The sequence below is a fragment of the Ochrobactrum sp. PL_is483 genome (assembly GCF_055816855.1).
The window spans coordinates 585,013-604,183 of sequence record NZ_JBVPGS010000040.1; the positions used below are offsets into that span (position 1 = coordinate 585,013).

The following is a 19,171-nucleotide window of genomic DNA, read 5'->3' on the forward strand; positions in this document are numbered from 1 at the left end:
TATTCAGATTGCAGTTCATGCCGATATAGAGACACATTCTCCAGAAAGCTACCAAAACAGGACAGAATATCTCAGGAATATTGTAATTAAGTATTTTTTGAACGGGGTATCTGGTTGATCGTGAGCCAAAAGCGGGCGATGGTCACGATGCTTCCACATGCCGAAAATCACCACGTTGGTTCGCAGGAGAATACAGAATGGGGCCGGTCACGGATAAGGTGGCGACAGCCGAAAGCTTACCGCAGGAAACCAAGATCGCCGTCATCGGCGGCGGCATTATAGGTGTTTCCACTGCCTTGTTCCTGGCCGAACGCGGCATCCCCGTCACTCTTCTTGAAAAGGGAGAGATCGCGGGAGAACAATCCAGCCGCAATTGGGGCTGGTGTCGTCGTACCGGACGTGACAGCCGTGAAATGCCGCTTATCGTCGAAAGCATGCGGCTATGGGAAGGCATGAACGAACGCACAGGGCGCGAAACCGGTTTCCGCGTTACCGGCATCGCCTATGCGGCTGAAAAAGAAGAACAGATGGCGCTCTATGCCGAATGGATCAAAATAGCGCGCGAACATGGCATTCAAACAGAGCTTCTCAATGCCACGCAGGCTGCCGCACTTGCACCGGGTATCAATCGTCGTCTGACTGGCGGCATGATGACACCGCTCGACGGCCGAGCAGAACCGCAAAAGGCCGTGCCCGCATTTGCCGCGAAAGCGCAGGAAAATGGTGCCGTCATTCTACAGAACTGCGCCGTACGTGACATTGAGACGACCAATGGCCGCGTCACAGCCGTCCTCACGGAAAAAGGTCGACTGCGCTGCGAGGCAGTCGTCGTCGCTGGGGGTGCCTGGTCCAGACTTATTTTCTCTGGTTTCGATGCACATCTGCCGCAATTGAAAGTTCGTTCCTCCGTCTTTCGGACGGCACCAATTGATGCCGGTGTGGAAGCCGCGATTGCTTTTTCAGATTTCGCTCTCCGCAGGAGGCTCGACGGCGGGTATACGGTTGCAAGTCTTGGCGGATCCATTGCGGATATCGTGCCTGACAGCTTCCGATTCTTCCGCGATTTTATACCGTCACTTTCCACCGAATGGCGGTCGTTGCGGTTCCGGTTTGGCGAACGCTTCTTCGAGGAAGCGTTCCAATGGAAGCTCCGCCCTGCCGATCAGGTCTCGATCTTCGAGAAAATCCGCATGCTCGATCCTGCTCCACACAAGGCCGCCAATGCTCAGGTATTTGCAAAACTGAAGCAGACAATCCCGTCCTTCGCGTCGGCTGTTATAGCGCAGGAATGGGCCGGTCTGATCGACACAATGCCGGATGTCATCCCAGTTATTTCCCCCCTTCCCGGCATCGAAGGCTTGATTGTTGCCACGGGCTTTTCAGGGCATGGTTTCGGCATTGGCCCAGGCGCAGGCAAGCTTGTGGCAGACATGGTTGCAGGCGAAACGCCAATCGTCGATCCCTCGGCGTTTCATATATCTCGGTTTTCCGATGGGTCCAAAATCCGCATCGAGAACTGGGGATAGCGTTTCCAACTCGGACTATTCGATTATCCCACAGGCAAACCGTGCTCCACCGCCACCAAGCGGCTTGGGTTTGTCGGAATAGTTATCGCCACCGACATGGACCATCAAAGCCTTGCCTTTAACTTCATCCAACGTCTTGAGACGCTGGGCGGTGACGCTTTGCGTCACATCTCCCTTGGCATCGGCTTTCAGCAGAGGCAGATCACCAAGATGCCCCTCGCCTTCGGGGCCCATGTGATGCTTGGAATGGGAGGGGTCGAAATGTCCGCCAGCAGCTTGTGCCGGTGCCGTTTTTCCGTCCTGTTCAGCGGGTGCGCAGCTTCCATTCTCGTGAACATGAAACCCATGCTCGCCCGCAGGAAGGCCGCGCAAATCCGGTTTGAATTGTAATCCACCGGCAGTCTGCGAGATCGTGACGGTGCCGATTTCCTTTCCTTGCCCAGTCGGCAAAGCCTCGTAGAGTTTGACACTCATATCAGCTGCGACTGCGGGAACTGTCAAAAGCAACATGGCTGAAGCAATCAATAGGGGTTGCATCGTTTTCTCCTGATCACGAGAACTCGGGATGAAGACACAACGCGCGCCGCCTGAAATTGTTCGAAAATAAATTCATCACATGGCGGACCGCGCAACAAAGAGTTGCGCGGCCCGCCACTGGCTACACCGTTACGAACTGCGCCATCATGCCCACATCTTCATGTTCCAGAACGTGGCAATGGAACATGAACGGGTGGCTTTTCACAGCCTCCCGGTCAAAATGAACAAGTAATTCAGCCTTTCCATCAATCAGCGCGGTATCCTTCCATCCGGATTGATGGGCTGGAGGAATCTTCCCGTTCGCTGAAAGGATGCGAAATGACGCGCCGTGGATATGGAAGGGATGTGGCATCTCTTTCGTCGTGAGCTCCCAGATTTCCCAGGAACCAAGTTTAGCCTCGACATCGATGCGATCCATATCGAAAGGCTTGCCCGCAATTGCCATTTCCACGCCGGAGGTCAACGCTTCAAGTGCCGGGCCGGTGTCGGCGGAACTTCTGGCACCATGCATATCATGATCCATCGTGCCGGACTGCATCGAGCTCATGTCCATGCCGCCCATATTATGCCCGGCATGGGGATCGGCTGACGGTTTCGCCATCATCAGCTTCGTATTTTCCGCCATACGCTCGTCAAAGAAAAATGAGCGGCGCTTTGTAGAGAGTTTTTCGTCCGGCGCATCAGGACCATCCAGACGATCTGGAAGTTTCGTAATCGTCCCGGACAATGCGGGATCCACGACAAATCGCATCAAGTGCAAATCGTCACCACCGCTGTCATTGCCATAGGTCAGCAGATCGGCCGCTTCGCCCCTGGAGAAATCAACCAGAACTTCGTAGCGTTCCCCGGGACTAATGGTCAGTCTTTCAACAGGTTCAGGCTTTCCAATATAACCACCGTCCGATGCCACAACGAGCAACGGGCGATTATCACTCAACCGAATATGAAAGTTCCGCGCATTGGCGCCATTCAAGATGCGCAGCCGAACGATGGATGCAGGGACACGTGCTTCCGGCGAAACGACACCGTTCACGATCAGCTTGTCGCCACGGAAACCGTGCATCAAGTCCATAATATCGGGCTGGTAAACCTTGTTGCCCTCGACCACCCGGCGATCCTGAAGCACCAGCGGAATATCGTCCACGCCGTAATCTTCTGGCAGTCCGCGTTCGGCATCCCTGCCGTCAGTCACAACCATGAGACCCGCAATACCCAAATGCGCCTGACGGGCAGTGTTTCCATGCAAATGCGGGTGGAACCAGTTGAACGAGACTGGCTGGTTGACCGTGACTTTCGGTTTCCACTCTCCGCCCGCTGCTATCAGGTTATGGGGTCCGCCATCGAGGACCGACGGTACGAAAAGCCCATGCCAATGCAGGGTCGTCTCTTCATCCATGCTATTCTCGACGGAAAAGGTGACTGTTTCACCGTTCTTCAGGCGCACCAGCGGGCCGAGATAGGCACCATTGATGCCAGCGGATGCGGCTTCACTTCCGTCTTCAAAGCTATGTCGTCCCGTCTGTATTTTCAGTTTAACGACACCCGATGCATCGGGCTCAGCCAGAGGTGGCAAAGGCAAAGGCCGACCGACCCCAGCGTTTGGTGCGGCGGTTGCTACGCCGTGTCCCATTTGATGATGCGCACCTTGGGCCAGACTACCCAAAGGGCGAACGGCAGCAAAAACGGCGGCTCCTGCCCCTAAGGTCAGCAGGCGGCGACGTGCAATTCCAGACATGGTAAGTCTCCAGACAATAATCATGATAGCCGCCAAAGTTTCGGCGGCGATTTCCAGATCAAGCCGGAAGCGAGATGGGAGGCCGTAGATCACCCGCTGGAGATCTGCCGCTTAGCGCCGTCACGAGCGGAGGCAAGCCAAAATTCTGTGCGATCACAAAGGAATGCAAACATGAGCCTATCTGGAAAAGACAGCCGCATGTCATCATGACGCAAGCGTTTGGTGTCTTGGCGCCATGATCCATCGGTGCACGCTTACTCACATCCACCGACATTTCAGAAGCGCCACTGTAATGCGTCGCATGCGCATCAAATTCAGAAACCATCTGCACAGACGGCACATCATGTGCCATTGCGTAACAAAGCTGTACCGAAATGAGAAACAAGAACGATAGCACTGCCATGAGCGTACGGGAGGGCACGCGCAAGACCGCGTGACCTCGTGCCGTATTCCTCAAGCCGATATCGTACTGTGTTCGATACATATTCACTTCCAAACGAACGACACCAGAAATCTAATCGTCCCTCAGGAGAATTAAAAGGCCAAGCTGAGCGCTGACGGGAATTTTACCCACTTTCGCTTTTCTTTCTAAAATGACCCATTCGAAATTAGAAAATTGCTTAAAAGTCCTTTTCCACTTGCGATTCCATCTCCAGCGGTTTTAAAGGAGCCACATCTGGGCTTCTCCCAAACCTTGACGGCCCATAAATATTGGATTTGAAACAATGACTGTCGCTGTAGCGGTTGCCCCGCAGAAAAATTCCGCGCGCCGTGTTCTGGCCGCGAGCATGATCGGCACCACGATCGAATTCTTTGACTTCTATATTTATGCAACCGCCGCGGTGATCGTATTCCCGCATCTCTTTTTCCCTGCAAGCGACGGCAACTCGGCACTTCTACAATCTCTTGCGACCTTCGCGATTGCATTCTTTGCCCGCCCTATCGGCGGTGCATTGTTTGGTCACTTCGGGGATAAAGTTGGCCGCAAGGCGACGCTGGTTGCAGCGCTCATGACCATGGGCATTTCCACGGTCGCCATCGGTTTCCTGCCGACCTATGATTCGATCGGCGTCTGGGCAGCGCTCCTGCTCGCCCTGTGCCGTCTGGGTCAGGGCCTCGGTCTCGGCGGCGAGTGGGGCGGCGCAGTCCTGCTTGCAACCGAGAATGCGCCGGAAGGCAAGCGGACCTGGTATGGCATGTTCCCGCAGCTTGGCGCTCCGGTAGGCTTCATTCTGGCTACGGGCATATTTCTCGTGCTGGCGGAGATTCTCACAGAAGAACAGTTTTTTGCTTTCGGCTGGCGTATTCCTTTCATCGCCAGTGCTCTTCTGGTCGGCGTCGGGCTGTTCATTCGCCTGAAAATTGCCGAAACACCGGAGTTTCAGAAGGCCATCGACAAGGCTGAACGTGTTGAGGTTCCGGTCGCCACCCTGTTCAAGCAGCATAAGATGAGCCTTTTCCTCGGCACCATCGGCGCGGTCGCAACCTTCGTCCTGTTCTATCTCATGACGGTATTTTCACTCGGCTGGGGTACGCGCGCGCTTGGTTACAGCCGTGAGGAATTTCTCATTCTCCAAATGATTGGCGTGGTCTTCTTCGGCCTCATGATCCCGGTGGCAGCATTGCTGTCCGACCGCTTCGGCATGCGCCCGGTCATGGTCATCGTCACCGTCCTGATCGGCCTCTATGGCTTCATCATGGCGCCTTTGTTCATGGCTGGCACGGCTGGCGTTCTCGCCTTCCTTATCATCGGGTTTGGCCTGATGGGTCTTACCTACGGCCCAATCGGCGCGGCACTTGCCGAACCTTTCCCGACATCCGTTCGCTATACCGGCGCGTCGCTGACTTTCAACCTGGCAGGCATTCTCGGCGCTTCGGTTGCACCTTACATCGCGACCTGGCTCGCCACGCATTATAGCTTCGACTATGTCGGCTATTACATGGTTGTTGCCGCAGTCGTCTCGCTGATCGGATTTGCATTCATTTCGTTCAAACGCGGCTAGTAACAGCCGCAGAAACAAAAATAGCCCGCGCGGATCACTCCGCGCGGGCTATTCTTTTCGATGTCGTCTTACTCAGTATCAGCGGCTTCCAGTGCGATAGCCACCGACTGTATGATTGATGCAAAGCGCACGGCAGTCTGGATAATTTCCGACGTCACATTGGCCTTGCGCAAAACATCTTCGTGAGCATCAATGCACATGCCGCAACCATTGATCGCCGACACGGCAAGCGACCAAAGCTCGAAGTCAACCTTGTCGACGCCCGGATTGCCGATCACATTCATGCGCAGCTTCGCCGGCATGGTGCGGTAATCCTTGTTGGTCGCAAGATGAACGAAGCGGTAATAGACGTTATTCATGCCCATGATCGACGCAGCCGACTTTGCTGCCTGGATGACTGAAGCGTCAACCTTGGCCGCCGCTTCAGCAATAAGCGCCTTGCGCAGATCGGCATTGCGGGAGGCAATGCCGCAGGCGACGAACAGACCGTATTTCTGTTGCGGCGTCAGTGTTTCGTCGCTTGCCATGGACGAAAGATTGAGACGAACATCCTTGGCGAAATCCGGAATTTTTGATTTCAGATCATCAATGGACATGGAACCCTCTTTATCAGTCATTTTGGATATTCAATAAAAGAAAGGCGGGCCTGAACCCGCCTTTTCGTCGATAATCAGGGCCAATCAGGCAGCCTTGAGCGTCTCGCCACCGACTTCGCGGTTGCATGGGCAGAGTTCGTCGGTCTGCAGCGCATCGAGAACGCGCAGCGTGTCCTTGGGAGCACGGCCAACATTAAGGTTGGTCGCGTAAACATGCTGGATCGTGTTGTCCGGATCGACAACGAAGGTGTAGCGATATGCGACGCCATCCGGCGAACGAACGCCGAGACCGTCCACCAGCGAGCCATTGGTGTCAGCAAACGACCAGATCGGCAGCTTGTCCAGATCCTTATGGTCGCGACGCCATGCGAGCTTCACGAATTCATTGTCGGTCGAACCGCCCAGAACGACCGCGTCACGGTCTTCAAAATCCGAAGCAAGGCGCGCAAATTCGGCGATTTCGGTCGGGCAAACAAAGGTGAAATCCTTCGGGTAGAAGAAGATAACCTTCCACTTGCCCGCGAAGCTTGCTTCGGTGATTTCCTCAAATGCCGAAACGCCATTCTCTTCATGATGGTTGAAACCGGGCTTTACGCCGGTGACCTTGAAGGAGGGAAGCTTGTCGCCGATACCGAGCATCTTATACCTGCCTGTAAAAATTCAATGGTTATGCGGAAATTTCTGAATTTTCAGAATTTTCCGTCCTGCGACTCGTATATAGGGCTTCTTGCCAAATCGGTCAAAGCGATTATATCGATAAATTCCATCGATTTTAACGATGGAGCAGGGTCTGAAGCTTCAATGCTCAATATCAGTGTCCGTCAACTCCACTATTTCATGGCCCTCGTCAAAGTGGGTTCCTTTTCGCGAGCGGCCGAAGTCGTGGGCGTAACCCAATCGACCTTGAGTGCGGCCATTCAGTCCCTTGAGACAGAACTTGGCGTAGCGTTGATCGACCGCTCAGGCAGACGAATGCAGCTTCTCCCTGCGGGGGAAGATTTTATGGAGCGCGCCCGTATTATCGTAGCGCTCATCGAAGAACTACCTGAACATGCCAGACAGGCAGAACGCCCACTGACGACGAGATTGCGGATGGGCGTTATCCCGTCGATAGCGCCTTTTCTCCTGCCAAAAGTTCTGCCTGCCACGTCCAGAGCTTTTCCCGAACTCCAGCTTACCATTCGTGAAGGCCTTACGCGCTCGCTGCTTGAAAGTTTGCGTTCCGGATCGCTGGATGTTGCACTCGTGGCCCACCCTTACGATCTTGATGAGTTCGAGGTCGCAGAACTTGGGCGGGACCCCTTCTATCTGGCAGTACGACGCGACCATGCATTGGCCAACCGCGACCGTGTCGATGCGGAGGATTTGCAGGACCAGCCATTTCTCCTGCTGGAAACCGGGCATTGTCTTCGTGAACACGTCATGGCCGCCATAGGTTCCACACCAGCACAAGCAAGCGGCGATGTTCACGCCACATCCATAATGACATTGGTGCAATTGGTGGATTTCGGGATGGGAATTACCCTGCTGCCGGAGGTCGCCGTTAAAGCTGGAGCTACACGCGGAACGGAACTGAGCATCGTTCCTTATGATGGCAAAAACAACTACCGGTCGCTGGTTCTCGTCTGGCGCTCCAACGCCGCCCGCCGCAATGAGTTTCAGCTTTTCGCAGACCACCTTCGCAGCAAATGCATGAAAACCGGCTAAAAAATTCCCCAGGCCCGGAAACGTCCCCGCCCCGTGACCTCTCTCAGACCGAGTTCTGAGATCAGTTTCAGAGCTCCTTGCTGCGTGACCTGCAATTCCTTTTCCACCATCTGGCTGGAAATAACGGGGTTGCGCAGAACCATATCCATCAGTTGCGGCAATCGCGAGTTGGATCTGCGTCCCTTGAGTTTGCGCTGCATCTGTTCACGCGCCAGAAGCAGCCGGTCATGTTCCTTCATGACCGCATCCGCGGCGTCTTCAATGCTTTCAAAGAAAGCCCGAAGACGGATCAGGGGGTTGGGCGAACGCCGTTCGTCCGGTCGTTCTGCGCGAAGACCGAGGCTGATTACCGGTAAATGGCCCGTTACGAGCCCGCTATGTCGCAGGAAGGCCGCAGTCAGCAACCGTCCAATCCAGGATGACCGCTGCACAACCTCCAGGGAAAACCACGCGTCGTGGATCAGTGCGGCGCGCATAAGCGGCGGGAAATGTCCTGTGGCCGCAACACAATCCCGCCACTCCTGCAAACGCGCGTCCTCGTCCCAGTCATCGTCATAAAGCAATGCATCGCGTGAGGCGGGCTCCGGTTTGGCCTTGTCAGGGATTGCGCCTTTCAAAAGTGCATCGGTCCGCGCAAGCAAGCTGTCAATATCGTTGAACAGCGGATCAGTATCCCCGTCCATCGTCGTGAACGGTTCGGCCGCCGCAGCAGGCGTGGCGTTGACCGCGCGTCCGAGCAGTTGCTGAATACCTGCTGAGCCGAGAGCCCAATCTGGAGGCCTTCCAGCAATCTGCCTACGCATCCGCAAGACCGCGTGCGCAATCGTCAAGGCATGGCTTGGCATCCGGCTATCCATCAAGGCATCGTGCAAGACCAAGTCTTCCATATGCACGAGTTCACCCTCGAGCCACATCGAAGCAATCGCATCGTGCATATGCATGCGCTCCACCATACCTTCACGTATGGGCGAACGCGCAAGCCGCTCGTCGAGCCGCACCAGAGCTGACGTAGCCCTGCTGACGGAGACGAAAAATTCTTCGAACGGCAAATCGTCGATCTTATAGGCCATATCCCGCATATCGCAGCCGAATGTTACGAATTTGAAAAAGCAGTAATTTCAATTGGTTGTCGCACCTGTGCGGCCCGCTTTAGCCAGTGCGGCCCAAATGCTTCGGAACTATCCGTTCGAAACGAGTTGCAAATGGGGCTTAAGCATCTTGTCCATAGCAGACTTTGCGAGGACTTTTTGACGTGCAGACTTAGCATAACGGTCGACTTCCTTCGAAGTGGTGTGACCCGTTATTGCCATAATCTCGCGTTCGGTGCATCCCAATTCAGCCAGCCGTGAAGCGGCCGCTTTTCGAAGCCCGTGCGCCCTACCCGGAACTCCGGCCTCCTGACAAGCCTGCTGAAACCAGTAAGAAAAATTGTCTCCAACAAAAGGCTTCTTTCGGGGTGACAAGAGCCACGTTGTTTCACCAGCCCCCGGCGTTTCTTCAATCAATTTCCGAAGCGGCTCAACGAACGGAAGCGCCATTTCGACGGGCTTCCGGTTCCGGTTCTTGTGCTGCGTAAAAACCAGCCAGCCGTTTTTGACCATTTCCGGCCCAAATCGTATCACGTCAGAACGGCGCTGGCCTGTATAAAGCAGAAGACCTAGCGCAAGTCGTTCCATCGTCCCGACCGGATGCTTTTCCTCAAATCGCAGCACTTCTTCTTCCGTCCAAGAATGGTGACCGTCTGAGTTGATTTTTAGGTTCTTCACGTCCCTTGCCGGGTTGCTCTTTACATATGGCAACCCCGCCTCAAGGCCGTAAGCAAACGCTCTCCGCAACAAACCAAGTAATTGATTGGCAGCGGACGGAGTATCGACGCGTTGATCGCGTATGGCTCGAATATGTTGAGCCTCAAGCCCGGCAACGGGAAGCTGCCCGCAGATCAGTTTTCCGCTTGGTGACTTGGACAGGCAAAACTTATCCAGCGCATACTTGATGTTTCTGCGACTATCCGCGTCGTTTGTCTGCTTGAATTCAGCCGAATTGTAGAATGAGACAATCAAATCTCTAATCGTACCTTCGACTGGTTTTTCAGGGACTTGCGAGACAATCTTTCCGGTAGCGTCCTTGCCCTGCATAGCGAGCGCTACAGCGCGAACGAACTCGGGCGTCCCTTCCTTTTCTCGGATGCGAATACGGGCACCGGGCTTCTTTCGATAGTATAGCCTTATGTTCCCGTATCGATCCTTTTCACGGATCAGATACTTACTCTCAATTTGCATAGCTCGTTTTTCCTTCATTAGAAGTCATCCCAAACGTTCTTTGTCGGTTGGGTGTCTTCACTAGGAAGGTTATCAAACGAAATGTCTAGTTCCTCCCTGTCCCAAAGAACGCGCGCATCCACTCTTTTCGGTTGTGGCATGCGTCCATCTTTGACCATTTCGTCAAACTTTGTCGTCCCAACACCAATGTAAAGAGCGGCAGCCGCGCGAGACATGCCGCGCGGTGCGTATCGCTGTGCATGGTCGCCCTTTCTCATTCTCATACCTCTTTGGAATTGCAAACCGCGCAAGGAAGCCCCCGTCGGATTTCGGTTGCGGTTAAATTGAACTGCCATCCCGCATCATGCCCGCACCGGGAGCATTTGAAATGCCCGCCCTGCGCAGTTCGCCAGCCCGGCATTAAGCCGGGCGCTTCGCCATGGTCGACCGCATGCATTCTCACGACGCGGGGCTTGCGAGGAACTGGGCCGAAAAGGTCAGTTCGCGTCATGGTGAAACACCATTTCGAATGTTATTAAGTCGCTGCCTTATCGATTTGTTCACGCCCCATAGACGTTCTTTCGGCCATTCTGCATGCTTGGGTAGTGCGTGCCACGCTAGCAGAACGAAAAGCCGAGCGATTGCATATCGAGCTTCTGGAAAACGGCTCCCGTCAATCATGCTGCCCTCGCAATTTGATCGATGTTTCCGAGGATCGGCCGGAAAGTGTAGGCGGCTACCCATGGGTTTTTATTCCACGCGCCGGGGCCGTTGATTTCGTCCCACAGGTTCGCATAGGCGTCGACGGCGGACCGTGTCAAAGCACTGTCCCACTCGGCTTCGGGAACACCATAAAACCGACCGATTTTTGCGATGCCTTCCGCGAATGCGTCGGCCTCACTGCAATCCTGCAACCGCTCGACCTTGACGCCGGTCACTTCAAGCGTGATCCGGGATGCCCACCGGGGCATATGCATCGCCTGCCGGAACTTCCCGGCCCAATCCGGCCGTTCTCCGATTTCCGGCCAAACAGCGGGCTTCCAATCGCCTTGGGCATCCTGATTTGCGATTGAGCCGCCCGCTTCAAAGAAAACCGTCATCGTGCGCGGTTTCAGATCGCGGGGCGCTACTCGGTCGTGCATGCGCGAAACTCGCCACGCTTCGCGGACATAAAGGCGGTCCCCCTCATTGATCCGAATGAACTTCCCTTCCCGGATTTGCCATTCCGCGGCTTCAATCACGCGGTCGCCCAACGTCACCGTTCCCGATGCTGTCGGCTGCGGCTTTATAATCCGGCGTGTTTGCGTCTTGCCGGTGCCCGGATTTTCGATTTCCCGGAGGATTGCGCGCACCATGGGCGCGCTGAAAAGGATAGGAAGATCAGCCACGGCGCTTTACCTCCAAATTGTTGAGGTACGTGTGAAAAGCCTGTTCGGTGATATGCGGCATTACCCCGTGCAGGTCTGGCCTTTCGGCTTCCGACGCGATTTTTCCGATTACCATACCAAGCGCGACATATGAGGAAGCCATATCCCGACCAGACAGGAGGCGGCGAATATCGTTCGCCGACTTTTGCGCTTGCTCGGAAATCATTCTTTCGTCTTCGGTCATAGCCCTACGGCCCTTTCAATTGCTGCGGCCTTGCATCGATCCCATGCGATCCCGCAAAGACGATCGAGGCGAACAGCCTGAATTCGTTTTTCGCTACCGGCTTCGAAGCACCAAAATGAGCTATTGCCGAAAAGCCGCTTGTATCGGCGAAAGAGCTTGAATTTCCGGCGTTTCAGGTGTTGCGGAACAAGTCGCCAGTGCGTCCCGCATATCCATTCCGAAGTGTTGTCCCGGTTGTGCCGCGTGCGCGTGCAGAACGGGACGCAACAATTCACGCGCTCGGACATTGTGACGCCTCGATATAGTCGCTGGCGATCTCATGAAGCTTTGTGGCGATCATTGCTTCGTTGAGCGTCAAATGCTGCAAGTGTTCCGTAGTGAGCGCCCAATTGGCGTGCTCATCTTCGGTGCAAGCTTCCGGCATTGTTTCTATTTCGGCGGCCGCCATCAGAATTTTTTGAAGCTTGGTCATGACTAGCCCCTCCATTCGGGCGCGAACGGAATTTCGTCGTCCAGATCGCGCGAGAAGCCCCCGCCATAGCCGCCGGACGATTGCCCCCTGTCATTGCTTGAATACCGGCCGGACGAGCGCGAGCCGCGATCGTCATCGCGCCCGCGCGACCCACGGTCCCCGCCGTTGTCGTCTTTGCTGCCGAGGAGATAGAGAGAGCCGCTAAACGCTCCAACGACGACCTTCGTCGCCTGTCGCTTCTGGCCGTCCTTTTCCCATTCCTCGTTATCAAGCTCGCCCTCGATACCGATAAGCGATCCCTTGTTGACGTATGGGCGGATGACGTTCTCGATCAGGGAGTTATTCAACACCTTGATTTTGTGCCAAGTCGTTTTCGACTTGCGCTCGCCGGTATTCTTGTCCCGCCATTCCTTCGACGTGGCGAGCGAGAACTCGGCGACTTGGTCGCCGCTGTTGAACCGTCTGACTTCCGGGTCTTGCCCGACACGACCGACGAGAATGGTTTTGTTAATGCCTGCCATGATTTTTCCTCTTGCGAAGCCCGCGTCCGTGCGCGGCTTCGTCTGAATTCAGTGAAACTTTTCGTCGGCCCAAAGGACTGCGAGCGACGCTGCCGTCATGCCCGCAATCACGAGGGCGACCGTCCAATCCCGATGAATGAACTCTGCGCTCACGATCAAAGCGCACCGGCAAACTCCGAATGTGCCGATTACGCGCAGGATGATGCCATCGATTTTCATCGGCTGACCTCCCGAAGCGCTTCTTCGCGGGCTTGGTTAAGTTCGGCCATTTCTTGGTGCGAACCGCCGTCAACGTCTGGATGGCGCTCTTTGGCTAACTTCTTGAAGCGCGCTTCGACCGTTTCATTCGTGACGTGGTCGAAGGCCGCAAAACCAAGGACGGCACGCCAATTTCGTTTGTTGAAATGTGGTGGCAGTGCAGTAAAACCGGCGAACATTTCCGCCATATCTGCGACGCCGTACCGCTCGATTGCCCGAGTGGCTTCGATGTGCTTTGCGATGGCTGCAATGTTGTCGGCAACGCGGTCGTAACGGTCGCAAGGCAAGCAATGCGGTTTGTCGCCAAGGTGGAAATAGAGCGCGACGCCCCGGTCTTTCGGTTCGGCCTGTCCAGATCGTGGCAAACCATCGAGCCGAAGCTCGACATTGCTCGAAAGGACGTACTGTTTCGCGCCGAGAAGATCGACTTCGCGTTGAAGACGGCCGAGCGCGTCAGCGATCGAAAGCGATTGCGTTTCCGCGTAGGACTTTCCGGGCCGGACAACCTTTTTGTTGAAGGTCGCACGAACTGGAGAAGCTGTTCGCGGCCGGTGCTGTGGCCAGTGAAGGGGGAAAGCTGCGGTCATTGTACCACCGTCACTTTCTCGGCCGCGCGGGTAATGGCCGTGTAAAGCCAACGCTCGGGTTCCGGGAAAATCCCGCCCTCGTCAAAGACCATGACGTTGTCCCACTGGCTGCCCTGCGACTTGTGACAGGTGAGCGCATAGGCGTAATCAAAAGGCTGGAAACGCCGAGCATCCTTCCAATGGAGGTCACGCTCCTGACCTCGCGTCCAAGCGTGGTGCGTGATGACCTCGACCGGCTGTTTCGTCATGCCGCTATCGAGCGGCGAGACGTACATCGTCGTTGTGTCGCGAGACTGCCGGAGCACCTTGTCGACGTTCCAAATACCGCCATTCAAGAGGCCCATTTCGCGATTGTTTTTCAGGCATACAACGCGGTCGTTGACCATGAAATCGCCCTTCATGCCCTTCAACTCTCGCAGGCGTTGATTGAAGTTGCGGCGAGTGCTGTTCTTGCCGACGAGGATTTGATCGGCGGCGAGCACGTTATCGGTTTCCAGTTCTTCCCGACGAATGACGCGGCTATCGCCAAACGCGCCGAAGTCGAGGCTTTCCCGTTGGCGGACCTTCATTGACATAGCGATAATTGGATTATCGGCCGCCTGCCGATGAACTTCCGTAAGCATGAAGTCGGGGTCGCCCGCAGTGAAGAACCCTTCGCCCTTGACCGGCGGAAGCTGTGCAGGATCGCCGAGAACAAGAACGCGCGTTCCGAACGACAGAAGATCGCGGCCGAGTTCTTCGCCGACCATCGAAACTTCGTCGACGATAACGAGGTCGGAATAGCGAACCGCACTGTCATAATTTTTGACAAAGCGAGGTATCGGGCTATTCGGGTTCTCGATCTTATAAATCAGGCTGTGAAGTGTGCTCGCATCCTCGCAGCCCTTCGAACGCAGGACGAGCGCGGCCTTGCCGGTGAAGGCTCCGAAGCAAACACGGCCGATATCCTCGGCGAGCCGACGCGCAAGCGTCGTCTTGCCCGTTCCAGCGTAGCCGGCGAGATAGAACGTCTGCTTTGCGCCGGGGTCTTTTAGCCAGGTAGATACCGCCTTGATGGCTTGATCTTGTTGGGGTGACAGTTTCATTCTGCCGCCTCCATGAAATCGGGTTCTGTGGGATTTTCTTTCCTCGGGGCTTCATCGGCCATGAGGGCGTAAACGCACGCTTTCAGCTTGCGGACGGAAACGGCATTTCCGATTTGCTTCACCTTCTGCGTCTTCGTTCCGGCAAACTCGTAGTTTTCAAAGCCCATCGCTAAGGCGAGTTCGTGCGGCTCAAGCATTCGAAAAAGGATATCGAATTCGAGTTCGCCCCTGTCGCGAGAAATGCTTTCGGCGATAGCAAGCTCCCCGCGATTTGCGCCCGTAATCGTTGGCAAAGGCTCGTTGACGCCTTGGACGCGACTTAACCCGCCGTCATGCGTGACGGGCAAAACAACTGCGAATTCTCCGCCCTTGGCTGTGGTTACTGTTTGCAAAGGTTCGTCAACGGATCGGCTACCGTTGCCGCCTTGGCTATGCGTCACCGGCACGACGATGCCGAAACGATCCTTCGTTGTGACCGTTGGCAGCGGCTCGGCCGTGTTCGTGCACGTCTCACCGGAGCCGGAGCCATAAAACGGCGCAATAAGAGTGTGAGCGCCGCCCCTCCCGCCGGTTGTCGACGTAGGCAACGGCTCATTGACCGTACGAGGCGACCCGCAGCTTGCCTGTGAGAGAACGAACGGCTCGACCAACATCGGCCGGGCGCACCCCGGGCGCTCGGCTGTGCCGGCCCCGCCCGTCGTAACGGTTGGCAACGGATCGCGGACAGGGCGCGGCGATCCGCTATTATGTTGCGACAAGATAATGGCTTCGGCCGTATATAAATGGGGAGCGTGTGCCGTTTGGGTTGGAAGCGGTTGAGCCACACCCGATGCCGTGGATTTACCTTTCATATTGACGATGACCGGCTCGGCGACACCGATGTGTCGTCCGGTTGCTGTGATCGTAGGAAGCGGAACATCTATGCCTTGTGCTGCCATGTGATTGCGCAAAATAACAACAAATGGCTGCGGCCATTCATGCTTGATCGCGCCCGCATAAATGCGCGCAAGAGTTTTCGGCGCGAGTGGCTTCTTTCGGTTGAAAATCGAGCGGCCTTTGATCGACCAATCAATTATCTCGTGGGCCGGACGCCAAGGGCGAGCATCTTCGAAAAGCTCTGATTTCGTATCCTGCCGCTTGTGATGCGTTGGCATCGGCCAACGAACCTTATTGCCGTCTGATCGCGCCATAAGGATAAAGCGTTGACGTGTGGTGGCGTCTCCGAAATCGGCCGCGTTTAATTTCCGCCACTCGGGATCAAAGCCAAGCCGCTTGATCGTTTCAATCCATGCGTGAAAGTACTCGCCTTTCCGTTCCTTTATTGGCTTGCCGGTTTCTGGATCGACAGGCCCCCACCCGCAGAACTCCCACACGTTTTCAATTATCAGCCGCTTAACCCGCAGTTCGGTCAACCACGTAATTATGTGCCAAGGGTCGGAACGCTGTTGATCGCTGGTCGGCTTCCCCCCGCGCGCCACCGAATGGTAGGTGCACGTCGGCGAAGCCATAAGGAGGTCAAGATATCCTTCGGGCACGATCTCCGTAGGGCGGGCGACGGCGATATCTTGAATGTAATGGCGCGCGTGTTCGTGGTTTCGGCGATGCGTTTCAATCGCCGTTTCCCAATGATTGAGGCAGACCAATTCCATTTCTAAGCCGAGTTCATTGAACGCTTGCGCCGCGCCGGTTGATGACCCGCCCGCACCGCAAAACAGATCAGCGACGAGAAATTTTCTTGTCATACCTCGCCCCCTTCCGTCGCAGGCTGTTCGCCCGTCAAAACCGATGACGTCGTCGAGAGCTTTTGCGCGATCAGCACCAACTGCGCGGCCGTGATCGAAAGGCGTCCCGCTTCAATCCTCGTAATCGAGTTTTTCTTGACGCCGATAACTTCGGCCAAGTCGTCGGCCGACAAGCCGCGAAGAATACGGAATGCACGAATGCGGCTTCCGATTTTGCTATTGAGTTCATCAACGCGCATCACATTTCCCCCCGATTTTTCAGGTGGACGCGGGCGGTATGGACGAGGTCCGGCTTGTCGGTGACCTTGCGAACTATCCATTTCAGATAATCGCTCGGCACTTCCTTGAACGGTTTCCCCCGATGCTCGCCGAAAGGAACCGCTTTCAACAAACGCAAAGGCTTCTCGCCCTGCGTCCAGTTGATCAGCGTGTCGACCTCGACGCCTTGATCGATGATGAATTTCAGGAGGTGCGCGGTGACGTGGCTATCGGGGCCTGCCCGGTGAGACATTTCGGCAATCTCACGGTCAACCGGCAGGCTATGCAGATACCGCAAGAACTGGTTTTGATGCTTTTCAGCATCCGGCCATAGATGAAGCGCAGCCTTGTAAGTGCAGATCATTGGACGACCGCCGCCGGTAAAGAACTGCTGGTCGAATTCCAGATTGTGCGCTGCGAAAGCGTCGGCCGCATCCGAAAGGGTTCGGAGGGCCACTTCGGGAGCCGGAGCGTCCACGAGGTCCGACTTTTCAATATGGTGGGTGGATAGCGCGCCGATTGACATTTCAAGCTGCGGTGCAGCTTCGAAAGGATTGACGAGCATCGAGGTTGTTCCGCCAACCTCGGCCTTTCCGTCCTCGACAAGTAGATCAGTCCAACCAGCCTCAACGATGGCAGCGCCGGGAGGGAACCCGGTGGTTTCGAAATCAAAAACGCGAATAAGCATGTCGGTCCCTTAAAGTGGTGGTTAGGGATATCGGGGAGATTGGCGGCGACCCTTGCAGTGGTCGCCGCAGCCGGTGCTAAGTTCGGCTATTTCTTTGGTGGCGGAGGGTAGCGGAGCAAATCGCCGGGCTGGCGTTCGGTGATTGTTGGCGCGAGGTAGCCGGCCCCTGCCTCCTGCAAAAACGCTTCTCGGGCTTCATCGCGCTTGCGCTCGACCCGTTCGAGAGCTTTTTGCACAGTCATCCCAAAGCCGTTGTTTTTCATCATATCGTTGATGACGCGCTCGGCGTTCCCGGCGACGACAGGGTCGTGGTGTTCGACCTTGATCTTAAGCCGGTGACGGCCTCCCTCGTCGGCGAACTGCCGAAAGAGTTCCGCGAGGGCTTCGGCTTCGCGCCACTTATCCATAAGCTTTGCGTAATGGGTGCGATCGCTGGTCAATTGCGTGCCTCCGCTTCTTCCTCGGCCGCGGCGTCATAGCCTTCAAGCCAAGCGTTGCGCTCCTCCTCGCGCCCCCTCGCGTTGAATTCGCGCGGGCAGGTTTCACGGGGCATGCCGTTGTGGAATGCGTCGTGCCCCTTGTCGCGAGCGATTTCGATATCGTCGGACGTCGGCGGAAGGATTTCGGTGTCCTCGTCGCCAGACTGTTCCGGTTTAGGCTTGTCAGCTTTTTTCTCGGCCGCTGGTTTCGTTTCGGCCTTCTTGCTGTCGCCCGCGCCGGCCTTATCCTTCGGCTTTTCCTGCCCGTTTTCGCCCTTGGCGAAATCGCTCATTTTCTGGCTAGTTGACTTCTTTTCGCCATCCCCACGCGCTTGACCCCCGAACATTTCTTCGACCGTGGCCTCTCCGCTCTTGAGAGCGGATCGCATGCCGGTGAGTGTGGGAATATGTTCAAGGGTAATATCGTCCTCGCCCGCGATCCCAAGCGAAGCGAAAATCTGTTCGGGCTTCACCCCGAACGCAGCAAACGCCTTGAAGATATTTTCCCGACGCTCCGCCAACGTTTTGACGTCGCCCTTTACGACCTTTTCAGCAGCGTCGTAAGCTTTGCGCCAAACGGCTTTTGGAACTCCGGAAAGGATAGCGTTACGCGATGCGATCGAACACGCGGCGTTTCCCGTAACGATAATCATGTCGTCCGAATAAAGTCGGCCCTGACTATCCACGATGCGGCGACGCACGCGGGCCGTTTTTGAGGCATTGGTTTCCAGATCGTGGTAAATGCCTTCGGCTTCGACGTACTTCTCGACGCGGTCAACATGCACGACGCGAGCGCCGACAATGCAGTTCCCCCAATTCTGATAGACAATTTCGGCGAAACGAGCAGACGGCCCGACGATAGGCTTTTTGCCGCGTGGCAGCGCATAGCTACATTCCTCGGCAGTTTCTTCATCAAGCGTTGCCAACGTCATGATGTTCTGAATTGCCTTCGTGACCTGTCGAGGATACGCGCGGGCCGTCGCAATCTTCTGGTCGACTTCCGCCCTCGAAAGCTGGATGGCAAGTGAAGCCTGTTCCGGCGTCATAAAGCCGGAAAGGACTTCGCCGTCCGCTGTGATTACTTCCTGTCCTGACATTGGACGTTTCC

22 protein-coding genes are annotated in these 19,171 nt (G+C 55.7%); 3 read left to right on the top strand and 19 right to left on the bottom strand.

Annotation, left to right across the window (positions count from 1 at the left end; genetic code table 11):
• Window positions 1-197 precede the first annotated feature (197 nt).
• On the top strand, window positions 198-1,526 hold the full coding sequence (locus AC0TNJ_RS21020) for an NAD(P)/FAD-dependent oxidoreductase (protein WP_473772307.1): 1,329 nt from the start codon (window positions 198-200) through the stop codon (window positions 1,524-1,526).
• A gap of 15 nt (window positions 1,527-1,541) precedes the next feature.
• On the opposite strand, the gene sodC is transcribed toward AC0TNJ_RS21020, so the two are convergent.
• The 3 genes from sodC to AC0TNJ_RS21035 all read right to left on the bottom strand — a co-directional run bounded on the left by sodC (window position 1,542) and on the right by AC0TNJ_RS21035 (window position 4,282).
• Window positions 1,542-2,063 carry a superoxide dismutase [Cu-Zn] SodC gene (sodC, locus tag AC0TNJ_RS21025; protein ID WP_473772308.1) on the bottom strand — a complete coding sequence of 174 codons (522 nt, stop codon included), beginning with the start codon at window positions 2,061-2,063 and terminating at the stop codon, window positions 1,542-1,544.
• 121 nt (window positions 2,064-2,184) lie between these two features.
• Window positions 2,185-3,798 carry a multicopper oxidase CueO gene (gene cueO / locus AC0TNJ_RS21030; RefSeq protein ID WP_473772429.1) on the bottom strand — a complete coding sequence of 538 codons (1,614 nt, stop codon included), beginning with the start codon at window positions 3,796-3,798 and terminating at the stop codon, window positions 2,185-2,187.
• A gap of 58 nt (window positions 3,799-3,856) precedes the next feature.
• On the bottom strand, window positions 3,857-4,282 hold the full coding sequence (locus AC0TNJ_RS21035; RefSeq protein WP_473772309.1) for a hypothetical protein: 426 nt from the start codon (window positions 4,280-4,282) through the stop codon (window positions 3,857-3,859).
• A 241-nt stretch (window positions 4,283-4,523) separates the two neighbouring features.
• Here AC0TNJ_RS21035 and AC0TNJ_RS21040 point away from each other — a divergent pair, with 241 nt between their 5' ends.
• Window positions 4,524-5,801, top strand: a complete 1,278-nt coding sequence (locus AC0TNJ_RS21040; protein WP_473772310.1) for an MFS transporter — start codon at window positions 4,524-4,526, stop codon at window positions 5,799-5,801.
• A gap of 68 nt (window positions 5,802-5,869) precedes the next feature.
• Here AC0TNJ_RS21040 and ahpD read toward each other — a convergent pair whose 3' ends face one another.
• Window positions 5,870-6,397, bottom strand: coding sequence for an alkylhydroperoxidase, AhpD family (gene ahpD, locus AC0TNJ_RS21045; RefSeq protein WP_473768467.1), 528 nt, complete (start codon window positions 6,395-6,397; stop codon window positions 5,870-5,872).
• Between the two features lie 84 nt (window positions 6,398-6,481).
• On the bottom strand, window positions 6,482-7,036 hold the full coding sequence (locus AC0TNJ_RS21050; protein ID WP_006469087.1) for a peroxiredoxin: 555 nt from the start codon (window positions 7,034-7,036) through the stop codon (window positions 6,482-6,484).
• 162 nt (window positions 7,037-7,198) lie between these two features.
• Between AC0TNJ_RS21050 and AC0TNJ_RS21055 the strand changes: the two genes are divergently transcribed.
• On the top strand, window positions 7,199-8,104 hold the full coding sequence (locus AC0TNJ_RS21055; RefSeq protein ID WP_473772311.1) for a hydrogen peroxide-inducible genes activator: 906 nt from the start codon (window positions 7,199-7,201) through the stop codon (window positions 8,102-8,104).
• On the opposite strand, the gene AC0TNJ_RS21060 is transcribed toward AC0TNJ_RS21055, so the two are convergent.
• The 14 genes from AC0TNJ_RS21060 to AC0TNJ_RS21125 all read right to left on the bottom strand — a co-directional run bounded on the left by AC0TNJ_RS21060 (window position 8,101) and on the right by AC0TNJ_RS21125 (window position 19,160).
• Window positions 8,101-9,174, bottom strand: coding sequence for an RHE_PE00001 family protein (locus AC0TNJ_RS21060; RefSeq protein ID WP_473772312.1), 1,074 nt, complete (start codon window positions 9,172-9,174; stop codon window positions 8,101-8,103). The genes AC0TNJ_RS21055 and AC0TNJ_RS21060 overlap by 4 nt on opposite strands.
• Window positions 9,175-9,282: 108 nt before the next feature.
• Complete coding sequence (locus AC0TNJ_RS21065; protein ID WP_473768464.1) at window positions 9,283-10,401, bottom strand: tyrosine-type recombinase/integrase; 1,119 nt, start codon at window positions 10,399-10,401, stop codon at window positions 9,283-9,285.
• On the bottom strand, window positions 10,401-10,640 hold the full coding sequence (locus AC0TNJ_RS21070) for a helix-turn-helix transcriptional regulator (protein ID WP_473768463.1): 240 nt from the start codon (window positions 10,638-10,640) through the stop codon (window positions 10,401-10,403). The genes AC0TNJ_RS21065 and AC0TNJ_RS21070 overlap by 1 nt, the downstream gene beginning before the upstream one ends.
• A 399-nt stretch (window positions 10,641-11,039) precedes the next feature.
• Entirely contained in the window at window positions 11,040-11,750 is a 711-nt protein-coding gene (locus AC0TNJ_RS21075) for a hypothetical protein (RefSeq protein ID WP_473768462.1), read from the bottom strand.
• A gap of 494 nt (window positions 11,751-12,244) precedes the next feature.
• Window positions 12,245-12,445 carry a hypothetical protein gene (locus AC0TNJ_RS21080; RefSeq protein WP_473768460.1) on the bottom strand — a complete coding sequence of 67 codons (201 nt, stop codon included), beginning with the start codon at window positions 12,443-12,445 and terminating at the stop codon, window positions 12,245-12,247.
• Between the two features lie 2 nt (window positions 12,446-12,447).
• On the bottom strand, window positions 12,448-12,966 hold the full coding sequence (ssb, locus tag AC0TNJ_RS21085; RefSeq protein WP_473768459.1) for a single-stranded DNA-binding protein: 519 nt from the start codon (window positions 12,964-12,966) through the stop codon (window positions 12,448-12,450).
• 48 nt (window positions 12,967-13,014) lie between these two features.
• Window positions 13,015-13,185, bottom strand: coding sequence for a hypothetical protein (locus tag AC0TNJ_RS21090; protein ID WP_473768458.1), 171 nt, complete (start codon window positions 13,183-13,185; stop codon window positions 13,015-13,017).
• Window positions 13,182-13,811, bottom strand: a complete 630-nt coding sequence (locus AC0TNJ_RS21095; RefSeq protein ID WP_473768457.1) for a J domain-containing protein — start codon at window positions 13,809-13,811, stop codon at window positions 13,182-13,184. Before AC0TNJ_RS21095 ends, AC0TNJ_RS21090 begins: the two co-directional genes overlap by 4 nt.
• On the bottom strand, window positions 13,808-14,896 hold the full coding sequence (locus AC0TNJ_RS21100) for an ATP-dependent DNA helicase (RefSeq protein ID WP_151651084.1): 1,089 nt from the start codon (window positions 14,894-14,896) through the stop codon (window positions 13,808-13,810). Before AC0TNJ_RS21100 ends, AC0TNJ_RS21095 begins: the two co-directional genes overlap by 4 nt.
• Window positions 14,893-16,638 (bottom strand): DNA cytosine methyltransferase, encoded by a 1,746-nt coding sequence (locus AC0TNJ_RS21105; protein ID WP_473768456.1) that lies wholly within the window; start codon window positions 16,636-16,638, stop codon window positions 14,893-14,895. Before AC0TNJ_RS21105 ends, AC0TNJ_RS21100 begins: the two co-directional genes overlap by 4 nt.
• Complete coding sequence (locus AC0TNJ_RS21110; RefSeq protein ID WP_167522164.1) at window positions 16,635-16,877, bottom strand: helix-turn-helix domain-containing protein; 243 nt, start codon at window positions 16,875-16,877, stop codon at window positions 16,635-16,637. The genes AC0TNJ_RS21105 and AC0TNJ_RS21110 overlap by 4 nt, the downstream gene beginning before the upstream one ends.
• Entirely contained in the window at window positions 16,877-17,584 is a 708-nt protein-coding gene (locus tag AC0TNJ_RS21115; RefSeq protein ID WP_473768455.1) for a hypothetical protein, read from the bottom strand. Before AC0TNJ_RS21115 ends, AC0TNJ_RS21110 begins: the two co-directional genes overlap by 1 nt.
• 86 nt (window positions 17,585-17,670) lie before the next feature.
• Window positions 17,671-18,024, bottom strand: coding sequence for a hypothetical protein (locus AC0TNJ_RS21120; protein WP_313665580.1), 354 nt, complete (start codon window positions 18,022-18,024; stop codon window positions 17,671-17,673).
• Window positions 18,021-19,160, bottom strand: coding sequence for a hypothetical protein (locus AC0TNJ_RS21125; protein WP_473768454.1), 1,140 nt, complete (start codon window positions 19,158-19,160; stop codon window positions 18,021-18,023). The genes AC0TNJ_RS21120 and AC0TNJ_RS21125 overlap by 4 nt, the downstream gene beginning before the upstream one ends.
• Between the last annotated feature and the right edge of the window lie 11 nt (window positions 19,161-19,171).